Source organism: Burkholderia sp. ZZQ-2, from assembly GCF_050768715.1.
GTDB lineage: Bacteria > Pseudomonadota > Gammaproteobacteria > Burkholderiales > Burkholderiaceae > Burkholderia > Burkholderia cepacia.
This window is the reverse complement of the sequence record NZ_LDVA01000358.1, coordinates 1-21,086: the sequence shown is the minus strand read 5'-3', so window position 1 is coordinate 21,086 and position 21,086 is coordinate 1. Positions and strand designations below refer to the sequence as shown.

Below are 21,086 nucleotides of genomic sequence, written 5' to 3'. Positions count from 1 at the left end.
GATTAAACCTGTACCATCGCGTGAGTAAATATCACGCGAAACGATGCAATGGCCCGACGCCTCCCTCCGTTGAATTCGCTGCGCGCGTTCGAAGCCGCCGCGCGCCACGGCAGCTTCACGCTGGCCGCCGACGAACTGTGCGTGACCCACGGCGCGATCAGCCGGCACGTTCAGCAACTGGAGGCGTGGCTCGGACGGCCGCTGTTCGAACGCCATAACCGGCGGGTCGAGCTGACCGACGCGGGCCGCGCGTATCTCGCCGAGGTCGGCGCGTCGTTCGACCGGATCGCGCTCGCCACCGCGCAGCATTTCGGCCACGCGCAGCAGCGCGTGCTGCGCGTCAGTGCACCCGCGACGTTTTCGTTGCGCTGGCTGGTGCCGAAGCTGTCGTCGTTTCAGGTCGCCCATCCAGCCATCGAGGTACGGCTGTCGACGTCGAACGAGCCGATCGACAAGCTGCGCGACAAGGTCGACCTGATTGTGCGCGGCGGCCCGCAGGCCATCGACGGCTACGTTGCCGAGGAATTCCTGTCGGAAGTCCGGCTACCGGTATGTGCACCGAAGCTGCTGGAAGGGCGACCATTGCATACGCCCGCCGATCTTGCCGGCTTCACGCTGCTGCACGCGGCTACTTATCCCGGCATGTGGCCTGAATGGCTCGCGGCAGCCGGACATCCGAATCTCGTGCCGCGCCACTCGCTCACGCTCGAGCATTTCTACCTGACGCTCCAGGGCGCGCTCGACGGGCTCGGCGTCGCGATGGGACCGATCGCGCTCGTCGCGGACGACATCGCCGAAGGTCGGCTCGTGCAGCCGTTCGGCGAACCGGCGCTGCCGCCGTGGCGTTACTTCACGTACGTCGCCTCCGCACGTGCGAACGACGACGCCGTACGAGCGTTCAAGGACTGGCTGAGGGTGACGGGAAATGCGGCTGCGCCGGGCGGGCGGAACTGACCGCGTCGGTGTACAAATGGCACGCGCCGTGAAATGCAGGAATACGAATCAAATAACGCAAGCGACTGGATTGCGTATTGCCTATTGTCGATAGCGGGATTGCTGCGTTCGATGTGCGCCGTGGAACGGCGACGCATGCGGCAAGCCGCGGATCGATCCGTGGCTTGCCGCCGGACGACGCTTACTGGCTTGCGCCGATGCCGGCTTTTTTCTCCGCGTTCTGCAGGTTCTGCGGATAGTTCGGATCATTGGCCGCCGGCTTGTAACCGGCATCTTCGAGTTTCTTCAGCTCGGCGTTGTTCTTCGCACGCGCAGCCTTGTGCTCTGCCTTGCGCTGGGCCCTGGCCGCCTTGCGTGCCTGGCTCTTCGCTGCCTTGGCGTCCTGTGCAGCGGACGCGCTGGCGTCGGTCTGCGCAAACGCGGGAACTGCCGAGCCGAACAGGAACGCGGCTGCGGTAGCAGCCAACGTGAGTTTTCTGATCTGGATTCGCATCGCTGAACTCTCTTTTCTGGTTTATCACGGATTGAAAGACCATCGAGATACCGCCCCTGCCCCGGTCGGTTGTCATGCCGCATCCGGGACCTGTGCATCATAACCGCGTCGTGAAAAATATGGCGTCAACGTGCAACGGAGTTCGGGGATACACGTATGGGAGAAAACGTGGACGGCACTCGACCGGGACGGTCACTGACAGGACAGGAATTGTGGATCGCGCCATTGCGGAAGCCGGACACCCGCGATGTACCTGCGCCTTGAAGACGCGGACGAGTGATGTATGGAGGTGTGATGCGAAATACCCATGACTGTTTCATAGGCGGGGTTGCCGGCACGCTCACCCTGGACGTGATCGTCATTCGGCCAATCACGATCACCGCGGTCGCAGCAGTCGAACTGTGTGTCACGTTGCCGGTCGACGTGGCTCAAGCGACGGTTCCTCCCATAAATGACCACGATTCGGTGTTACGGACATCAAGGCAAGCACGATTGCATCGTACACAGCGTGTGCAGTTCGATCAGGCAACCCATCGCTGAACTGTGACCCCAGGGGCTGCCTTAGTGGGCAAATACGGTCGCCGTGTGGTCCGTATGACGAAAGGCGTGGACGTTGCCAACGGTGATGACATCGGCCGGGAGCGCTTCACGATTGATTGCGCTGACGGCATAGCGCGGATGTCACCACGGTCGTCGGGCGAACATGGTCCGCGGAAATGATGTCGCCGTAACGTGTGATCCGGCCGATTCAGCGCAGGAACGCATCGGACGGCGTGTCCGAAACACAGGATTTTCATTCCGCGACCATGGCCGCAACGCATCGTGGCGAGCATTGCCGCCCGCACAGCATGCCGATACCTGCGGCCTCGTCAGGCCGGTGGGCTTTTACGAGATCCGAAAGTGTCGGAAGGTGAGAATGTTCGGGATCATCGCTCGAATTCGATTGTGGTGAGCCTCGTGATCCCTCCCATCTTCACGTTGGCTCCCAACGCATGCTGGATCGACCCAGAACCCGGTGAAACGTGCAAATGATGCCGCCCCCTACTTGATCTCAGGAAAGCCGTTCCTAGGCCTCTCGTTGTCGACGGGAGGCACAGCATTGATTTTCGGTTGATGGAGCGAAAGGTAGAAAGTTGGACGCCCCCCGGCCGCGGCGAAGCGAGTTGCGTCGATTTCCTCTGTGCACAGCCGACAGGCTAGGTTTGGCCAGAAGCACAAGCCGACGATCGGAGAACTTTCTTCACAGACAAGGAGGCCTGAGTGCAAAAATTCCTTCGCCGGCCGTAGCGGATGATTTCAAACTGCTGTGAACGAAACCGAAGAGATCTATGTTTCCGGTCGCCGAGCGACTTTGCCGGTCGATAACGTTCATTCGCGAGGCTGCGGGGACGGTTTTTCGATCCCATAAACGGGAACCTGTACCTAGAAACGGGCAGTTTCCCCCCGTTTTTCTCCCATAAGTTTCTACGTTTCAGCCGATGTGAGTATGTACTCACCTCTTCTGGAAGCCTTGTTGGGCCTGGAACCTTTGCGGAACGAGGAGCCAAGCCACTGTTTCCCAGGCCTGAATCGAAGCTTTGAGATGCCTGCAACACCATAGACGGCTACTCAATGGTAGCGGTTTATGGGGTTCGTCTTTCTGTGGACGCGCACGTGTGTTTACATCTTTTGTTAACGACGTTTACTTCTTTAACTACTTTTAGACGGCTCACAGCCTTATCCCACAAGGGTTTGACAGGTATTCGGTACCCATTTATGGGAGCACAGGTGTAAGGGCCTGGGGTTTCAGGTCTGTGGATTTGGGGTTTGGGGTACCGGGTTGTGGGGAGTCAGGGTTGTGGATATGGGGCAAGCGTACCCGGTTATGGGAAATCGGCCACCGAACACGTTGGGTAGTCGTCTATGGGAAGGCATGTAGGTAGCCTTTTATGGGGCATTTTTTTGATCCCTAGACGCCTGAGTGCACAGTGATTTTTCTTTGGTAGCCGGTTATGGGGCGCTTCAAAGGTACCCGGTTATGGGTGGCATCCGGGGCTGCCCGATTGCCTTTTTCCAGGTTTTCCAGTGGTTGGTTCCCATGGACAGGATCGATCGCACGGACAGGTAACCTCTTATGGGGAAACCAGAGGGTTGCCGTTTATGGGAGCTGTCTGCGGCGTCCATGCAATCAAGACCGGTTGAAAGGTACCCTCCTGTGGGAATCGATGAAGGTAGCAAGTTATGGGAGGAAAACGAGACTGTGCTGCACGGCACCATGAATGTGCCCAACGATCTCGGTTCTGCACATCTGTTTCCCATGGATGGTTACCTTGGCGAGGGCAAATCCCGTGCCGGGTTTCCGTGACCGGATATGAAAGGTAGCAGCTTGTGGGAAGCATTTTGATCGAAAGGTAGATGGTTATGGGGTCCCGCAAAGATCGTCTGATCGAATATTTTCCTTTCGTATCTGAAGGTTAGCCGAGATAGTGCAAGTAAAGCAGGAACAAGGGCGTTGCCCCTCGCCGCGAAAAGGTATAAAGTCCGCTCTCAACAAGGTGACCTTATCCGGACATTACGATGCCGCGCAAGCCCGCAAGCAAAGGCTCAGACAAACAGGTTTCGCTGTTTCAGACACCCGAGCCTCCCGACTTGCTGCGCAAGGCGGTCCAGGCGATTCATATCGCGCCCAAGTCCGGGAAGATCGGGCTGCAGCAGCGCAAGATGTTCAGCTCGCTGATCAAGAACGCGCTTCGGCAGGAGGCGTTCGAGCCGGGCCGGACGAGCTTCTCGATCTCGATCGCGTCGCTCTCGCACGAGAGCGGGTTGAACAGCAACAACACGAAATACGTGAAGGACACGGTCAACTCGCTGATCAGTACAGTCGTCAACTGGGACTATCTGGCCGCGGATCGATCGACCGTCTGGAAAGCGTCAGGCCTCCTCGCCGGCGCGGAGCTCGAGCAATCGGTGCTGAAGTACAGCTTCTCCGACCAGATTCGCAGCGAGTTGCTCAACCCCGAGATCTACGCATTGATCGATATGCGGATCGCCCGCGAGTTCCGGCGGTCGCACTCGCTCGCGTTGTGGGAAAACACGGTGCGCTACGAAGGAATCGGCATCACCGCGAAGATCCCGCTACCGAAATTTCGTGACCTCATTCTCGGCCAGGACAAGGCGTCGCAGTCGTACAAGGAATACAAGCTGTTCAAGAGCAAGGTCCTGGTGCCGTGCATTCAGGAGGTGAACGAAGTTTCGGATCACACGCTCGAGCTGATCGAACACAAGTCCGGCCGGAGCGTGGAAGCTGTCCAGTTCAAGGTGACGCGCAAGCAGAGCGCCGATACGGTGGAGGACGGCGACGTCAAGAACGAAGCGCTGGTCGAGGAGGTCGCCAAGTTCGGCATTCCGCGTTCGGAAGCGCGTCGGCTGATCACGCAATACGGCGTGCAGCGCATCAAGGCTGCAATTGCCTACACGCTCAATCGGACTACGAAGAAGAATGCGGCGCCGGTCGACAACGTGGCCGCGTACTTCCGCAAGGCGTTGACGCACGGCTATACACTGGCCGACGGGCAGGGAACGGAGGCGGCCGCACCGGCGAAGGAATCTGCGCAGAGCAAGCAGGAACAGATTCGCGACAAATATCTGGCGGCGAAGGTCGAGGAGGCAGGCGCGTATTTCCGCGAACTGGAGATCGACGACCAGACCAAGCTGATCGAGCGTTACAACGAGACGGTGGCAGGCTCGAAGGATCTGACGCTGTCGCCGAAGAAGAAGGCGAGCAAACTCGCGCAGACCAGTTTCTTCCGATGGCTCGCGCTGGATACGTGGGGCGAACCGACCTCGGACGACTTGCTGGAATTCTTGCTGAAAAGCAGTCTCGCAGGCAACTGAACGAGGCCTCGCAGCCGGGTGCGCGTCGCGTGCCGGACGTCATCGTCCGGCTTCGCGATGAAACACGGATGCGAGGCCTTCTGCTTTTCGCGCGTTACTTTTGCGTAGCCGTTGCCAGCTCGGCAACGTACGCGTCGATGACGGTCTTCAGCTTGTCGGCGAGCGCCTCCTGGTGCGATGCGTCGACGCCCTTGAGCTGCAGATCCAGGCGGCCGTCCGGATAGGTCTTCAACTGACCGATCGCTTGCGATTCGAGCGCGAAGTCGTGCCGGACGCTGTAACGGGTGCGTCCTGCCTTCTTGCTGCCGTCGCTTTGCGCACGCAGGAAATTCTCGAGATCACGAACCGACTTTTTCCGGTCGATCACGGCCGTCAGCAGCCGGTCGGCCGTCGGCTCGCCCAGGCGTTCGAAGATCAGCTTCAGGAAATACGCCGCCTGCAGGCCGACCACGTCGTTCGCGCTCGCCATCCGTTCAAGGAGTGTGTTCGGGAGTGCGTTGAGCGACAGCGTCTTGCTGATCGATGCCTTGTCCTTGCCGATCTTTTCCGCCAGCGTGTTCTGGTCGGAAAAGACCTTCTCGTCGAGGAGACGCTTCCACGCGACCGCATCGTCGAAGATCGTCTGGCGTTCGTGGTCGTGGTTCGCGCGATACGCGATCGTGTAGAGCTGCTCGGGCGTGTGATCGGTGCGGAACGTGGCGTTGATGGTTTCGTCGCCGTTGATGCTCGTCGCGCGAAGCCGGCGTTGCCCGTCGATCACGACGAGCTTGCCGGGAAACTCCGGCAGCCGCGTCACCTTGATCGGCTCGATCTGCCCTTCCCGTTTCAGCGTCAGGGCGAGTTCGTGCAGGCTCGACTCCGAGTAGAACACGCGCGGGTTGAACGGGTTCGGAATGCAATCCTTGACCAGCACCTTCTGTGGCGCGCCAAGATCGGCCGTACCAGCGGGTGCGGCCGCGGGCGGAGCGCTGGCGGGCGCCGATTCGCCGATGGTGCTCGGTGCGGCCGCCGGTTCGGGCAGCCGCGTTTCGAGCGCCGCATTTTCCTGCGCGAGCCCGCGCAGCAGGCCGGCTGCGAGATGCAGGTTGCCGGTCGGCTTCTTGTCTTTCGAGGTGTCCTTAGCCATGGGCGGCTCCGGTAGCGCGCGTCGACGCGATGTATTGGGCCATTTCCGTGACCAGCTTTTCGATTTCCGCTCGGGCTTCTTTCAGGCCTTTCAGGTACCGATTGTGATGATGGATCGTGGTGCCGAGTGCAAACGTCTGACGGTAGACCTCGCGTTGCGCGATCTGGCTGTCGAGCAGATGCTCCCCTATTTCTTCTGCTCTTAGAATTTTTAAAATTTCTTCACGCATTTTAGTTTTTCCATTAACACTATTCAGCATTAATGCGGAAGATAGATTTGGGTTACGGACGGATCGCATCGATTCGATCATGCGGATCATCGCGACGGTGCTGTAGAGATCGGCCGGCGACGGCGACAGCGGCACAAGGCAGAAATCGGCAACTTCGAGTACCGATGCGATTCGCGGATCTTCGAGGTTGCCGGGACAGTCGACGACGATCACATCGAAGTTCGCGTCTTGCTTTTTGATTTCGCCGCCAATGCCGCGGCCGGCAGGGGCTAGCGAAAGCACCGTCATCGGTAACGTGTTCTCGCCGCTCGTTACCCACCGGACGGACGTGCCTTGAGGGTCGGCATCGATCAGGGCGACCTTATTGCCGCCTGCTTCGAACGCAGCCGCGATATTGACGGAGATGGTTGTCTTCCCAGTCCCACCTTTTTGATTACTGACGGCGATCTTGAAAGCCATTAAATTCCTCCACGGAGTTTTACGTAATATATGCAGTTGTTATCTAAATGTCCAGAAAAAACCGTCGATGCGATGTATGTCTTAGTGACCGATTGGGTTGTCACGTGACAAGTAGCCGAATGGCTAACGAGTCAGCGATGGACGATGATCGAGTAAAAATAAAATCGACGATCTTGCTCGAAATGCACGTACAAAGATCGCGGGAAAGATCGACGAGCTTTAACGGTGGTGACGGATTGACGCCTTGGGGGCTGGCCGCTTGATCTTGCGGAGCTCTCGGCAAAACTCTTAGTGACTCCGGTAGGTCGGCTTAGAGAATGTCGTCGGGAAGCTCAGTTGTCACGTGACAAGACGTAGAAACTTGGCACTTTTCAATGCGGTCCGACACCGAGAAATCGTTGGATAGATCGCGGTTACGACCTCGGTGAGATCATTTCAATGTTCGATCGTTGGTTTCGCACGATTACCTCGCAGCGAGGTGAGTTGTCACGTGACAATCGACCCAGAACGTCCGGCGACGGCCGCTCTGAGTCGTTTTCGATCCCTGTTGCGACCAAATCCCGCTGATTGAACAGAAAGATCGGTATAGGAATGATTCGTCACTGTTGGCTCGTCGCGAAAGGCCATTCTCCGGAGGGGGCGGTTGTTTGCTGAGTTGTTACGTGACAACTGGAGTGTTGTTTGAGGAGCGTGTGTGTCGAATGCCACGTTGCCCTGCACGTCGGTCGGCAGACACTGTATCGAAGAGCTTGATGCATCGTTTGATCGCAGTTTCCGCCCCTTCGTCGTCGGCAATCCGCATTCATACCCCCGAAAAACGGTGGGGCCAGCTTACTGGAACAGCACCCCGAGCGTATGCCATAAGCATCGGTGATATGTCCCCATTTGTTGGGAAACGCTCAGTTGCATCTTCATCGAACGTTAGCCAGCAGGGTAGGGCGAGGTCTTGTTGTGCCTACCCCGTTCCCGCCGACGCAGTAACAGTTTTCGCACGACAGCCGTGCGTACGAGGCTTCGATTTGCGACAAACCCCAGATTGAAGGTCGCGTGAAAACTCAAACGGGCCAGATCGTGAAACAATTTCAAGAAATTCGATGCTCGTGGAAGTCCTTATCCAGCAACGAGTTGCGCAATATTCTTCATGTTGTTTCACGCAATATCGACAAGATTGCGCCTTTAAATGGGGGCGCATGATCATTTCGTGCCCCGCGTCCGGGAGCGCGCATAAAGATGCGTTGATATGTATTTATTGATACGTATTATGTAGTGTTTGAAATTTATGTGGCCCGCCCAGGTAGCTGAGACAAATCGAATTCCGCGGATCACATACACCGCGACACGCTGTCGAGTCTCTGATCGGATGTCCGCGCCAATAATCGGCGCGAGTTGTCACGTGACAACTCGCATTGGTTGCTCAACTCGTTGGATTACAGAGTGACGCGAGAATCCCGGCGCCAAAGAATTTGTGGCCGAGCGCTGGGAAGGCCGCCAAGGGACTTTGTCGTTGAAGAGGGGGGCGAAGTCATCACCGGCTCATGAGAGCGGCATGGAACGAACTGCTTGTATCTGCACTTTGCTCGCGAGTTGGGGGAAACATCCGACTTCGAGGGGCAGTCACGCATCAATCGATACTCAATTACAAGTCGCCAGGCGGCCGCCGAGCCGTCAGTCCTGAGTCGGCAAGAAATCGAGAGGCGCGCGTCCCGCTGCAAGCGTGTGACTCGCCCTGACCAAGCGTGGAACCGATCCAACCATTCCGCGGATACCGCCAAAATCGGCATCCTGCATCTTCGGTACAACTCCGGCGATCAGTACGTTGCCGCCACCGACAGAACGACATCCGTTCCGCTGCGCAGGTTATCGATATCTCTTCGCGGCGAATTACCGAACAACCGACTGTATTCGCGGTTGAACTGGGTCGGGCTCGCATATCCAACCCGGAACGATGCCGACGTGGCGTCGAGTCGCTCGGACAACATCAGCCGACGTGCTTCGTTGAGTCGTATCCATTTCTGGTACTGCAGCGGACTCATGCCAGTGAGCAGGCGGAAGTGGTGATGGAAAGTCGAACTGCTCATCTGAACCTGCGTCGCCAGATCGTCGACTCGCAGCGACTCGTCGTAATGGGTTCGCAACCACTGGATCGCCCGCGACACGCGGTTGCCCTGACTGCCGGCGGACGCAATCTGACGCAGGCGGCCACCCTGGTCGCTCGTCAGCAGCCGGTAGTAGATTTCCCGCTCGACGTACGGAGCGAGAACTGCAATGGCGTTGGGATCATCGAGCAACGCCAGCAACCGGTTGACTGCGTCGTAGAGCGGTTCGGTCATATCGCCGACGACGAGGCCGCGACCTGCGGGGGCATCCTCGTGATCCGGTGCGACCTGCGCCATCAGTTCGGCCATGACGCGAAAATCAAGCTTGAGCCCGATCCCGAGAAACGGCGTTTCTCGGCTGGCCTCGATGACCTGCGTTGAACCAGGCAAGTCGAGCGACGTGATCAGAAAACGGTTGGCATCGCATAGATACACATCGCCGCTTTGAATGATCCGCTTCGTGCCCTGGACGACGAGCCCGAAGCTTGGCTCGACCATGCAGTCCATCGGCTGCGTCGGTGTCTCCCTTCGATGGAGGCTCAGGTTCGGAATGGCCGTGGTGAGGTGGTCAACACCGTCCGTCCACCTCGCGACGCGCTCTGCGAGTGTCAGCCGCAGGTCGTTCTCCCGGCTCTGGCGGGTCGATCGAGGAGAGGCGGGGTTGAATGCAGCAATGGTGGCGGCGTCGACCTGTTGGCCGGGGGAGTGTGGGGCAGGTGCCGGATGCATGACTTCTCTACTCGGGTAATCGGGTCTACAGGCGGGCCCATCGACGTGCAGGTACGCCGGAAACGAGCTTCCCGGAGGCTCGGCGTTGCCGCGCTCCCGGGAAAATGCGCAATGTCCGGTGTACCTACTTCGTCGCTTGCGACGTGCAAAGTGGCCAGCGGCGTGATTTCGTGGCAACGGATGGCACGCGCTCGTCCACAGTGCGCCACCACCGCTCGCCGCGATGCGGCTCGTCCAGAGCGAGGCGCTCGCCCATCCTGGGCGTCGACAGTTCGACTCCACGCACGATCGCCAGCGCCGTGACGCGCTCGAACGGTTCTTGCCAGCGGTGCATCGCGAGATCGAACGTGCCGTTGTGGATCGGGACCAGCCAGCGTCCGCGCAAATCGATGTGCGCCTGCACGGTTTCTTCCGGCTGCATGTGGACGTACGGCCATTGCGCATCGTATGCGCCTGTTTCGATCAGCGTGACGTCGAACGGCCCGAGGCGCTCGCCGATCGTCCGGAAACCATCGAAGTAGCCCGTGTCGCCGCTGAAGAACACGCGCAAGTCGTCGTCGACGATGACCCAGGATGCCCACAGCGTGCTGTTGCCATCAAACAGGCTGCGCCCGGAAAAATGCTGGGCAGGCGTGGCGGTCAGCGTCAAGCCGGCTTCGTCGACACTCTGCCACCAGTCGAGCTGACGGACTTTCTTCGCGTCGATTCCCCATTCGATCAGGCGGTCGCCGACACCCAGCGTTGTCACGAACACACCGGTGGTTGCCGCGAGCGCGAGTACCGTGTCGCGGTCGAGGTGATCGTAGTGATCGTGCGACAGGATCACGCCGCGCAGCGGCGGAAGATCTTCGAGTGCGATCGGAGGCGCATGGAAACGCTTTGGGCCGACGCGACGAAACGGCGACGCGCGCTCGGCAAAGACGGGATCGGTTAGCCAGAATTCGCCGCGCAGCTTGAGCAGCAGCGTTGAATGGCCGAGCCGGTACAGGCTGCGATCGGGGGCCGCGTCGAGTTCCGCGCGGGTCAGCGAATCGACGGGCAGCATCCCTGCGGGCACGGTATTGCGCGGCTTGTTGAACAGCATGTTCCACGCGATGCCGAGTGTCTTGCCCAACCCCTCGGCCGGCCGGGGTGCGACATTGCTGAAGCGCTCGCCATTGTGCTGCGGCGAGCCGCCAGACAGCGTGCGGCCGCGTCGGGCGGCCGCAAAACCCAGAATGCGATGAATCAAAACGAGAGGCGATGCCATGTAGGTTCGTCCGGAGAATAAAGTACACTAAACAGTGTAGTTTATTTTTTGGGTAAGTAAACTACGCGGTGTAAAATTTCCGAATGGATACCAGCACTCCCCCTCAGCGCCTGACCGATCGAAAGCGCGCGGCCATCGTCGACGCGGCCATCGAGGAATTTCTCGCGTCGGGTTACGACGCGACCAGCATGGATCGAATCGCCGCGCGCGCGGACGTGTCGAAACGCACGGTCTACAACCACTTTCCGGGCAAGGAAACGCTGTTCGCCGCAATCCTGCAAAAATTGTGGGATGCGACTCGAACCGGCAGCTCGCCAACCTATCGTTCCGACGTGCCGCTGCGCGAGCAATTGCTCGCGTTGCTGGAGCGCAAAATGCGCCTGCTCGGCGACGAGGCATTTCTCGCGCTCGCACGTGTCGCGATCGGTGCGGCCATCCATTCGCCGGAACGCGCGCGCGACATGGTCGAGCGTCTCGGCGAGCGCGAGGAAGACATGACGGTCTGGGTGCGAACGGCCGCGGCGGCCGGACGCCTGTCGGTCACCGATCCGGTGTTTGCCGCGCATCAGCTGCACGGTGTCGTGAAGGCATTCGCGTTCTGGCCGCAGATCACGATGGGTCAGCCGCCACTCGCGGCGCCGGAGCAACTAAAAGTCGCGGAATCCGCCGCAGACATGTTTCTCGCGTACTACGCGCGACCGGAAGACTCCGACGCGTCACGCGCCGCAGCGGACTGATCGTGCATCCGGTCGATCATGCGCGAAGCGAGGCCGGCGCAATGCGCATGTTCGACGCGCGCCCTGGCCCGACGAGCCGGCAAACCGGCAGATCCACGGATGCAGAACCGCCTCACATGATCGCTGGCCATCCAGCAGAACCCGGCGACGCCGCCGGCTTACCTGAAGCCGAACGCGAGTGACGACGCATGAAGACGCTGTTGATCGTCTATCACACGATGACCGGAGGCACGCAACAGATGGCCGAAGCGGCTGCCGGCGCGGCGCGTGAGCAATCCGGCGTCGACGTCCGGCTGCAGCGCGCGGACGCGACGAGCGCAGACGATGTGCTGGACGCCGATGCCTATCTGTTTGCGACACCTGAGAATCTCGCGGCGATGTCCGGGCTGATGAAGGATTTCTTCGACCGCTGCTACTACGCGGCGCTCGATCGCGTGAACGGCCGCCCGTATGCGGTGATGATCTGCGCGGGAAGCGATGGACAGAACGCCTTGCGCCAGATCGACCGGATCGCGACGGGCTGGCGGTTGAAGAGCGTGGCGCCGGGCCTGATCGTCTGTACGCACGCGCAGACGCCGGAACGCATCCTCGCGGCCAAGACGATCGACGGCGACGATCTCGCGCGCTGCGCCGAATTGGGCGCCGGTCTTGCAGCGGGACTTGCACTGGGCGTTTTCTGATCACTCAGGCCGCCGACAGCGTCGGCCGGTCGGCGTGAGGCCGGACCGAAGTACGTTCGTGCACATGACGCGTGCACACCGGTGCGGTACCGATCCTGCGGTGCGGGCACTGGACTGGCGCGACCGCCTGGCGCTTAGCTGCCTTTTGTTTGCGCCGAAGGCCGGTGGTATTCGGGCCAAAGGCGTTTCACCAGATCGCGCGATGCGCCATATGCATGGCAACTGTCGATCTTGAGCGGCTTTCCGTCGCTGTCGCGCTCCTCGAGCGATGACCTCCGCATGCCGACCATTGTCTGATAGGCCGTGGTGGCGATCGGGCCGAGCAATTCCTTCAGGTGCGTGCACGTATCGCAGGACGGCAGGCGCTTGCGAACCTCGCTGTTCCAGCCGGCGCCGATGCGTAATCCGACGAGCGTCTGCAGCGAGTCGCCGCCACCCGGACACTGCGCATACGGATGTGACCGGAGGAACGTGGATACGGCGCGGACGATCATGTCGGCGTCGAAGACCAATGTCACGCCGAGGTCGTGGATCGGCGACAGCGCAGTGACCGTCCGGGTGCCGCCCGGCGGTGTGAAATCGAAAGTCTTGCGATCCGCGAGGCAGGCTGTTACTTCGAACTGGCCGTCGCTGCGCCGATAGCCGCGCATGTCGATCTGCCGGTGGTGTATTTCCTCGCGCGTGATGCCGTCGTGCGGGATGTCATGTGGGGGAACCATGTATCTGCTCCGTTTCGTGCAACCGGTTCTTTTCGCCGGCAAGCGAGATGTCGACGGCTGGCCCGGTGCGCAGCGAAAGGGGCCGAGGGATACCGCCGCTGCCATCGATCCGGCCATACTACGTACTTTTCGGCATCTTCGTACGCGACGGGATCGATGCGGACGCAACGAGTCGAGTATGGATATCGATGCGATCGACGGAGGCATTCGCATGCCGCGATACACGCGCCGATCCGTCGCCGGGCGCTTCACATTGGCGCAATCGTCGATTTACACACAACCGACGGCGCCGCCCGGGATCGCGAATGGCGACCGAGGTTCGCGGCGCATCGATGCGGCACGATCGCGGCGGCGCCCCAAAGGCGGAATACCTCTCGTGGGGCGTCGGCCAGTGCCGCCGCCGGGGCAATCGCGGCGCGCAAGATGGCCCCGATTTCCGCCGACGAGGGTGAACGACGTGACTTCCGGAGACGTATCCATATAATGCGCAACACGACCGTACGGATGCATTTCCGGTACCCCGAATCGGGTCAATGCAGACCAGTGAGTCAACCGGCCGTCGCGCGTACCGGTATACTTCCACTCCTGCCTTGTCCGGCATCGTGGCCGGGTGCCTGAAAACAGAGTGGCGTGCGCGATGCGGCCCCGTAGTGTTCCGCCTCGGCGGCAGACGGGTCGCACGCATGGCGGCGAAGCTGGTGCGCCGCGCGGTGTGACCGCACGAACCACACCTTATATTCCTGGTGGATTGAATTTATGGGTTTTGAACAACTTGCCGAATTGCGGGCGCAGCTCGCAGCGAAGGCCAAGCAGGAGCGCAACGCGAAGCGGCCGGCAGCGCCGGCGGACACCGGCGCGAAGCCGAAGTCCGGCGACCAGCCGCAGCGTGGCGCCAAGCCGGCTGCGGCCGGCGGCAAAGCACCGCATCGCGCGAAGCCTGCATCGGCGAAGCCGTCGGCGCCGGTCGATCCGGTCATCGTTGCGATCGGCAAACTGCAGCGTAAGTTTCCGCGTGCGTTCCCGAAGAATCCGGCCCCCAAAGTGCCGCTCAAGGTTGGCATCTGGGACGACCTCGCGCGCGAAGCACAGGCCGTCGGGCTCAACGAAGCCGAACTGCGCGAAGCGATGTCGACGTGGTGCCGCGGCAACCGCTACTGGTCGTGCCTCGTCGAAGATGCCGTGCGGGTCGACCTGCAGGGCAACGAAGCAGGGCGCGTCACGCATGACGACGCAGCGCGGGCGCGCCGGCTGAAGGCTCGCCGCCCCGGCAAGGGCGCGGCGCAATCCGCCAAGGGCGCGCAGCAGCAGCCGAAGGCCGAGCAGCAGGCCGAGGCGGCCGCCGAGCCGCAACCGGCGAACGTGGAAGCGCAAGCCGACGCAGTGCCGCAGGTCGAGCAGCAAACGGCCGGAAACGAGTAACCGGCACCGCGCGGCTGCATGCCGCGCGGCGCTGACCCGCATGCACATCGCCTGCGGCGAACGACACGACTGACTGACCTGCCTCGACAGAGGCAGGTCAGGACTCCTCCCACCGGCGCCTGACGCGCCGGGTTCTTATCTATCCCGCCTCGAACAGACCCTGCAACCGGACGAAGAAAGTTCGTCGATCGGTGCTGCACGCGCGATGTCTCGACTGTGTCGTTTGCGCGTGGACGGTACGCATGTCCGGAACGCGACGACGCTTCATCCAGTTAATTCGGTTTCCTAAAATGGCGCAATGCCGGAAGCATCGACACGGCGTGAGCGCTCGCGCCCGGTCGTCCTGACACGTTGACGCGCGATAATCTCGCCGGGGCACGTCGGTTCGTTCGCAAGTTGACGGGTGCGATGCAGCTTGCATTCAGAAAGGTACTGAACGCCAACTGCGACACAACCCGAAGCCGCTACCGGCGCCATTCAACGTCAATCCAGTCCGATCATGCACTCGAGACATTCCGCGATTCTCGTCGCGCTCACCGCTGCCGCGCTGTTCGGCGCCGCGACACCGCTTGCCAAGGCGCTGATCGGCGCGATGTCGCCGTTCATGGTCGCCGGTCTGTTCTATCTCGGCAGCGGCGTCGGGCTCGGTATCGGTATCCTGCTCCGCCGCCTGCACAACCGTCACGCACCGGCCGCAGACGCCGCGCCGCTGCAGCGCGCTGACCTGCCGTGGCTGGCCGGCGCGATCGCGGCGGGCGGGGTGGCCGGGCCGGCCTTGCTGATGCTCGGGCTATCGAGCACGCCAGCGGCGACGAGCGCGTTGCTGCTCAATCTCGAAGGCGTGCTGACGGCCGTCATCGCATGGGTGGTGTTTCGCGAGAACGTGGATACGCAAGTGTTCCTCGGGATGGTCGCGATCGTCGCCGGCGGCACGCTGCTGTCGTGGATGCCAGGTCGGGCCGGTGTGCCGGTCGGCGCGTTGCTGATTGTCGGCGCGTGCCTGTGCTGGGCGATCGACAACAACCTGACCCGCAAGGTGGCCGCGAACGATGCGATGGTCATCGCGTGCGTGAAGGGGCTGATTGCAGGGCCCGTGAACATCGGCATCGCGCTGGCGACCGGCGCGACGCTGCCGGCTCTCCCGGTCACGGCCGCCGCGATGCTGACGGGGCTCGGCGGCTACGGGATCAGCCTCGTGCTGTTCGTCGTCGCGCTGCGTCATCTCGGCAGCGCGCGCACGGGCGCATATTTCTCGATCGCGCCGTTGTTCGGCGTCGTGCTGTCGCTGCTGATCTGGCCCGCGCTGCCGCCCGCGGCGTTCTGGATCGCTGCCGTGCTGATGGCGCTCGGTATCTGGCTGCACGTTCGCGAGCGGCATGAACACACGCATACGCACGAGCGGCTCGAGCACACGCACCCCCATCGGCACGACGAACATCACCAGCATGCGCACGACTTTACGTATGACGGCAACGAACCGCACACGCATCCGCACGTGCATCTGCCGATCACGCACAGCCATGCGCATTTTCCGGACATTCATCACCGACACCGGCATTGACCGTGCCACGAACGGCGGACGAAGCGGCGCGTAAGGTAACCGTTTATGGGGCATGCGCTGCATCGCGCTCGCATCTGTTGGCAGCGCTGCCGGGTCGCGGTCGCAACAACGGGGACGAGCCTGGTCTTCGCTCTGGCTCAACTGGGGCGGCAATCTGTCCGGATCGATCGGTGAGCCGACTCTGCCGCCCCAGGCTCTGTGCGTGGGCCGGTGCGCGCGGACAACCGGTCGTTTGTTCGGGAATGCCGGCTGCGAGCACGTCGTCTAAGAGCGTGCGGAAGTTCGCGAGCCGGAAGCGGCGACTGAACCAACTCGTCGCCGCATTGAATTTGCGATGCGGATGGAATTCCGGCAACGGGTCGCGGTGCTCGATGCGTATCCAGCCGCGGTCGTGCCAGGTTTCAGCGAATCCCGGTTTTTCGTAGAAGCGGAAGGCGGCTTCGAAACCGCACGATGGCAGGCTGGGGGGCGCAATGTCGGCCAACGCGGCTTCTTCGAATGGCGATGCGACGAATCGAATCGGCAGCACGGGTTACTGTGGCGACTATCGCGCTTGAGGAAAGCAGAAGCCGAAATCCTCACAGCCCGGGCACCCTGGCGCCGGGCCCGGCGGCACATCGAGCGATGCCGCCACTTCCTGCGCGAAAAATTTCTTCCAGCGCAGGTGAGCGACGTTGCGTGCGGCAAGCGCGGGGAAATAGCGACCAAGCATCGCGGATACAGCGTCACGCCCGTCGAGCCCGAGATCGCGCCACAGATGATCGGGGCGCAGGCAGGCGTGCGCGACGATCGACGCGAGACAGCCGGCGTCGTCGCGGTCGACGGCGGGATTCGCGTCGTCCATCAGCCGCGCGTGCAGCGTCGCGACAAACGCAGCGTGGGTGGATGGCAGCAGCGCTGTCGCGGCTGTCGGCACGAGAGCCGCGGCGTCGGCCGCAGGCAGGCGCGGAAACTGCCGCGTCAGCACGGCGGCCAGTTGCGGATGAGACAGGCCGAGCAGCCCGAGGTCGTTGCGGCGCGCGCGTGCCGCAACGAGCGTGCCGAACAGGCGTGCGTCGGGCGTGTCGGCGTTTGCAGCTGCGGACAGCAGCGACTGCAGCGCCCGTTGTCGAGCGTCATCGAACGCGGCGGTCATCGTCAGCATCGGCGCGACAGCCGCACGGTGCGAGCCGCATGATCCGCACGAATGCGCGATGCCAAACGGATCGCCATCGCCATCACGATCGTCACGCGTTCACTCGACGCCGACGATCACGCTCGATGCCTTGAAGATCGCGGACGCAGCCGTACCGCTCGCGAGGCCGAGGCGATCGACGCTGTCGTTGGTGACGATCGCGACGATCTCGGCGCCGCCCGCGGCCTTGACCACGACTTCCGAATTGACCGCGCCTTTCGTGACCGACGATACGGTGCCCGCGACGCAGTTGCGGGCCGACACCTTGCTGCTGTCGACGTCGACCATCACGATGACCGAAGACGCCTTCACGAGCGCGAACGCCTTCGAGCCGGCCGCGAGGCCCAGCGAAGCCGCGCTGCCGTGGGTGATCACGGCGACGATGTCGAGGCCGTCCTGCGTCCGGAGCGTGATTTCGTCGTTGACGGCGCCGGTCTTGACGGCGCTGACCTGGCCGGCGAAATGGTTGCGGGCGCTGGTTCGCATGATGGATCTCCGGAAAATGAACCGCCCGGCGGGCGGTGAGTAAGAGACGGAAAAGTGCGGACGAGTTTACCTTCAATGCCGGCCCAATGCGGCTCGGGTTTGCGATGCCCGGCATTCCGGTTGCGCACGGTCGCACGGCTGCCCGGGGGGCCATGCGTCGAACGCTTCCGGCGAGCCCAGGCTGGCCGCGCGCGCGTCACCCGGCGAGATGATCAGCGGACGGCGCGCGTAGCGCGGCAAACGCGCTCCCCGTTCTTCACCGGCAGGTTACTCGGCTGCGGTCACGGCGGCCGAGGCCGCCGACGCACCGCTTGCGGGTGCCGGCTTCGGCGTCTGTTTCGATATCTGTTTCGACGCGTCGGATGCCGCATCGTCATCCCATCCGCCGCCGAGCGCGAGGAAGAGCCGCACCTGGTCGGCCGCGACCTGGCCTTCGGCTGCCGCCACCTGCGCCTGCACGCTCGTCAGCGTGCGCGTCGCGTCGAGGTCGGAGATGAACGACTCGCGGCCGGCCACATAGAGACGATGCGTTTCGTCGGCGGAACTGCGTGCCGATTCATAAGCCGTGCGCAGTGCTTCCGTGCGCTGCACGTCGGCCGCGTAGGTCGCGAGGCTCGACTGCGTCTCGCGCAGCGCGTTCAGCACGACACCGTCGAAGTGCGCGAGCGCGCCGCCCGTCGCGGCTTCCGCTTCGCGCACTCGCGCACGCTGGCCGTTGACTGGGAACGACCAGCTGATCAGCGGGCCGAACGACCAGCGATTCGTGTTGGACGAGAACAGATCGGCGGCGACACCGACCGAGCCGGCCGACGCACCGATGCTGATCGACGGGTACAGCGCGGCGGTCGCCACCCCGATGCGCGCGGTCGCGGCGGCGAGTTGCCGCTCGGCTTCGCGCACGTCGGGGCGGCGGCGCAGCAGCGCGGCGCCGTCGCCGATCGGAATCGGCTGGCGCAGCTTCGGCAGGCGCTCGCATTCGGCGACGGCCTTCGGCAGGTCGGCCGGCGAGCGCGCGAGCAGCGCGGCGAGCTGGTATTGCGCGACCTTGCGGCGGCCTTCGAAGCGCGGGATATCGGCGGCGAGGGTGCGCACCTGCGTCACGCCGCGCGTCACGTCGGTCTGGTTGCCGCGCCCGGCATCGCGCAGCCGCTGCGACAGCGCGACGCGCTGCTTCTGCAGCGCGAGCGACTGCTTCGCGATGGCCAGCTCGTCGCCGGCCGAGCACGATTCGACGTACGCGCGCACGACGTCGGCGACGACCGTGATGCGCGCCAGATCGCCGGCGGCCCTGACGGCCTCGCTGTCCGCGCGCGCGGCTTCGACGCCGCGCCGCAGCTTGCCGAACAGGTCGATCTCGTACGACACATTGATGCCGACCGCACCTTCGTTGACGACCGGCAGCTTGTTCTCGAGCAGGTATTGCTCGGCCGATTCCTGCGCGCGCTGCACGGCGGCTTCCGCGCCGCCCGAGAAGCCGCCCTGCTGGCTCGCGACTTCCAGCGCCGCGCGCGAGCGCGCGAGGTTGGCCGCGGCGACGCGCAGGTCGGTGTTCGACTTCAGTGCATCGCGCACGAGCGCGTTGAGCACGGGATCGTCGTAGAGCTGCCACCAGTTGCCGGGCACGGCGTCGCGCGACACGAGCGTGCCGTTCGCGTCGTCGAGCGCGTGGTTCGCGAGCGGCGCATTCACGTACGCCTGCTGCGGCAGCGTGTAATCGGGGCCGACGGACTTGCACGCGCCGAGTGCCAGCGCAAGCGGTGCGAGCGTCGCGGCGAGGCGCAGACCATGCCGCTTCATTGCGATGCTCCTGCTGCGCTGGCGGCCGTGGCGGAAGCCGTCGAACCCGGCGCGACGGCCGACGCCGTGCCGGCGCCTGCCGGCTTCGCGTTGTCGTTGCGGCGCGTGTCGGCTTCGCGCATCGAGACGGTCGCGGTGCGGCCCGCGATCATGCGGAAATCGTCGGGCACTTCGTCGAGCACGACGCGCACCGGCACGCGTTGCGCGAGACGCACCCAGCTGAATGCCGGGTTCACGTTCGGCAGCAGGTTCGCACCCTGCGTGCGGTCGCGATCCTCGATCGCGGCGACGATGCTCTGCACGTGGCCGCGCAGCGTATGCGGTTCGCCCATCACGATGATGTCGACCGGCTGGCCGATATGGATGCCGCGCAGCTTGGTTTCCTCGAAGTAGCCGTCGACGCGGAACGAATTGCGGTCGACGACCGACAGCACCGCGCGGCCGGCCGGCACGTATTCACCGATGCGCGGCGCGCGGTCGTTCAGGTAGCCGTCTACGGGACTGACGATCGTCGTGCGCTGGAGGTTCAGCTTCGCGGTGTCGAGCGACACCTGCGCATCGGCGACGGCGGCTTCACCCTGTTCGACGCGCGTGCGGCTTTCCTCGACCTGTTCGCTCGCGACCAGGTTGCCGAGCTGCAGGTTGCGCGCGTATTCGCGCTTCGCCTGTGCGAGCGTCGCGCGACGCTGGGCGAGCGTGGCTTCGGCGAGGCGTTCCGCGAGCGTGTAGCGGGCCTGGTCGATCACGAACAGCACCTGGCCGCGCTTGACCTCCTGGTTGTCGGCGACCTGCACCGACGTGATGAGGCCCGCCACGTCTGGCGCGACCTGGATCACGTCGGCGCGCACGTGACCGTCGCGGGTCCACGGCGAGAACATGTAGTAGTTGACGATGCGCCACAGCACGACGGCCGCCACGACGACGACGATCAGGGTAAGCAGGATTTGCCCTGCCGAGAGCCAGGTTTTTTTCACGGTTAGCTAGCCACGAGATGGTGGGAAACGATCACGACGGCGGCAAACACGAACACGTAGATGCCGAGGTCGAAGATCGAACGGTGCCAGACGAGGCGGTAGAAGCCGACGCGCTCGAGCACGGCGCGCACGACGATGTTGATCAGGTAGGCGATCAGCATCAGCACGAGCGGGGCCGGCACGAATACGCCGAAGATGTCGATTTCGCCGATCATGGTCGCGGTCGGAAAGACGGATGGGAAAGCGGGATCATGCGCGTGCTCCGTCGGGCGCCTGCGGCGGCTGCCCCGCCGCGGCCGGATATAGCGACAGGCGCAGGCCGACGAGCGCG

18 protein-coding genes are annotated in these 21,086 nt (G+C 62.8%); 6 read left to right on the top strand and 12 right to left on the bottom strand.

All coding sequences use genetic code 11. From position 1 onward, the window contains the following. Positions 1 to 48 precede the first annotated feature (48 nt). Complete coding sequence (gene gcvA / locus ABY44_RS35025) at positions 49 to 954, top strand: transcriptional regulator GcvA (protein WP_027792204.1); 906 nt, start codon at positions 49 to 51, stop codon at positions 952 to 954. A gap of 181 nt (positions 955 to 1,135) precedes the next feature. On the opposite strand, the gene ABY44_RS35020 is transcribed toward gcvA, so the two are convergent. Beyond that, entirely contained in the window at positions 1,136 to 1,447 is a 312-nt protein-coding gene (locus ABY44_RS35020) for a hypothetical protein (protein WP_021163674.1), read from the bottom strand. Positions 1,448 to 4,003: 2,556 nt separating this feature from the next. On the opposite strand from ABY44_RS35020, the gene ABY44_RS35015 reads away from it, so the two are divergent. After that, positions 4,004 to 5,320: a replication initiation protein gene (locus ABY44_RS35015; protein ID WP_021163671.1), complete on the top strand. Its 1,317-nt coding sequence runs from the start codon at positions 4,004 to 4,006 to the stop codon at positions 5,318 to 5,320. 94 nt (positions 5,321 to 5,414) lie between these two features. Here the strand turns inward: ABY44_RS35015 and ABY44_RS35010 are convergent, their stop codons facing one another. The 4 genes from ABY44_RS35010 to ABY44_RS34995 form a co-directional block, all read right to left on the bottom strand. Continuing rightward, a complete protein-coding gene (locus tag ABY44_RS35010) occupies positions 5,415 to 6,446 on the bottom strand; it encodes a ParB/RepB/Spo0J family partition protein (RefSeq protein WP_060170047.1) in 1,032 nt (343 codons plus the stop codon). Then, a complete protein-coding gene (locus ABY44_RS35005; RefSeq protein WP_011350423.1) occupies positions 6,439 to 7,134 on the bottom strand; it encodes a ParA family protein in 696 nt (231 codons plus the stop codon). The genes ABY44_RS35010 and ABY44_RS35005 overlap by 8 nt, the downstream gene beginning before the upstream one ends. 1,808 nt (positions 7,135 to 8,942) lie before the next feature. After that, on the bottom strand, positions 8,943 to 9,959 hold the full coding sequence (locus tag ABY44_RS35000) for an AraC family transcriptional regulator (protein ID WP_060170049.1): 1,017 nt from the start codon (positions 9,957 to 9,959) through the stop codon (positions 8,943 to 8,945). Positions 9,960 to 10,083: 124 nt separating this feature from the next. Next, a complete protein-coding gene (locus ABY44_RS34995) occupies positions 10,084 to 11,208 on the bottom strand; it encodes an MBL fold metallo-hydrolase (RefSeq protein WP_060170054.1) in 1,125 nt (374 codons plus the stop codon). An 83-nt stretch (positions 11,209 to 11,291) separates the two neighbouring features. Between ABY44_RS34995 and ABY44_RS34990 the strand changes: the two genes are divergently transcribed. Next, on the top strand, positions 11,292 to 11,945 hold the full coding sequence (locus tag ABY44_RS34990; protein WP_059693701.1) for a TetR/AcrR family transcriptional regulator: 654 nt from the start codon (positions 11,292 to 11,294) through the stop codon (positions 11,943 to 11,945). A 188-nt stretch (positions 11,946 to 12,133) separates the two neighbouring features. Next, entirely contained in the window at positions 12,134 to 12,625 is a 492-nt protein-coding gene (locus tag ABY44_RS34985; protein WP_059693699.1) for a flavodoxin family protein, read from the top strand. Positions 12,626 to 12,759: 134 nt separating this feature from the next. On the opposite strand, the gene ABY44_RS34980 is transcribed toward ABY44_RS34985, so the two are convergent. Then, entirely contained in the window at positions 12,760 to 13,344 is a 585-nt protein-coding gene (locus ABY44_RS34980; protein WP_060085823.1) for a DUF2889 domain-containing protein, read from the bottom strand. A gap of 756 nt (positions 13,345 to 14,100) precedes the next feature. Here ABY44_RS34980 and ABY44_RS34975 point away from each other — a divergent pair. Both ABY44_RS34975 and ABY44_RS34970 read left to right on the top strand, forming a co-directional pair. Beyond that, entirely contained in the window at positions 14,101 to 14,763 is a 663-nt protein-coding gene (locus ABY44_RS34975) for a ProQ/FinO family protein (protein ID WP_021163663.1), read from the top strand. Positions 14,764 to 15,262: 499 nt separating this feature from the next. Further along, positions 15,263 to 16,324 carry a DMT family transporter gene (locus ABY44_RS34970; RefSeq protein ID WP_060170057.1) on the top strand — a complete coding sequence of 354 codons (1,062 nt, stop codon included), beginning with the start codon at positions 15,263 to 15,265 and terminating at the stop codon, positions 16,322 to 16,324. A 43-nt stretch (positions 16,325 to 16,367) separates the two neighbouring features. Here ABY44_RS34970 and ABY44_RS34965 read toward each other — a convergent pair whose 3' ends face one another. The 6 genes from ABY44_RS34965 to ABY44_RS34940 all read right to left on the bottom strand — a co-directional run bounded on the left by ABY44_RS34965 (position 16,368) and on the right by ABY44_RS34940 (position 20,970). Then, positions 16,368 to 16,853 carry a bleomycin resistance protein gene (locus tag ABY44_RS34965; RefSeq protein WP_330996595.1) on the bottom strand — a complete coding sequence of 162 codons (486 nt, stop codon included), beginning with the start codon at positions 16,851 to 16,853 and terminating at the stop codon, positions 16,368 to 16,370. A gap of 15 nt (positions 16,854 to 16,868) precedes the next feature. Next, positions 16,869 to 17,459, bottom strand: a complete 591-nt coding sequence (locus tag ABY44_RS34960) for a nitrogen fixation protein NifQ (RefSeq protein WP_060170303.1) — start codon at positions 17,457 to 17,459, stop codon at positions 16,869 to 16,871. Positions 17,460 to 17,558: 99 nt separating this feature from the next. Then, positions 17,559 to 17,984, bottom strand: a complete 426-nt coding sequence (locus tag ABY44_RS34955) for a TOBE domain-containing protein (protein ID WP_027792193.1) — start codon at positions 17,982 to 17,984, stop codon at positions 17,559 to 17,561. 267 nt (positions 17,985 to 18,251) lie between these two features. After that, positions 18,252 to 19,781 (bottom strand): efflux transporter outer membrane subunit, encoded by a 1,530-nt coding sequence (locus tag ABY44_RS34950; protein ID WP_027792192.1) that lies wholly within the window; start codon positions 19,779 to 19,781, stop codon positions 18,252 to 18,254. After that, entirely contained in the window at positions 19,778 to 20,755 is a 978-nt protein-coding gene (locus ABY44_RS34945; protein ID WP_059693688.1) for an efflux RND transporter periplasmic adaptor subunit, read from the bottom strand. The genes ABY44_RS34950 and ABY44_RS34945 overlap by 4 nt, the downstream gene beginning before the upstream one ends. Positions 20,756 to 20,757: 2 nt before the next feature. Further along, positions 20,758 to 20,970, bottom strand: coding sequence for a DUF1656 domain-containing protein (locus ABY44_RS34940; protein WP_027792190.1), 213 nt, complete (start codon positions 20,968 to 20,970; stop codon positions 20,758 to 20,760). Positions 20,971 to 21,086: the final 116 nt, after the last annotated feature.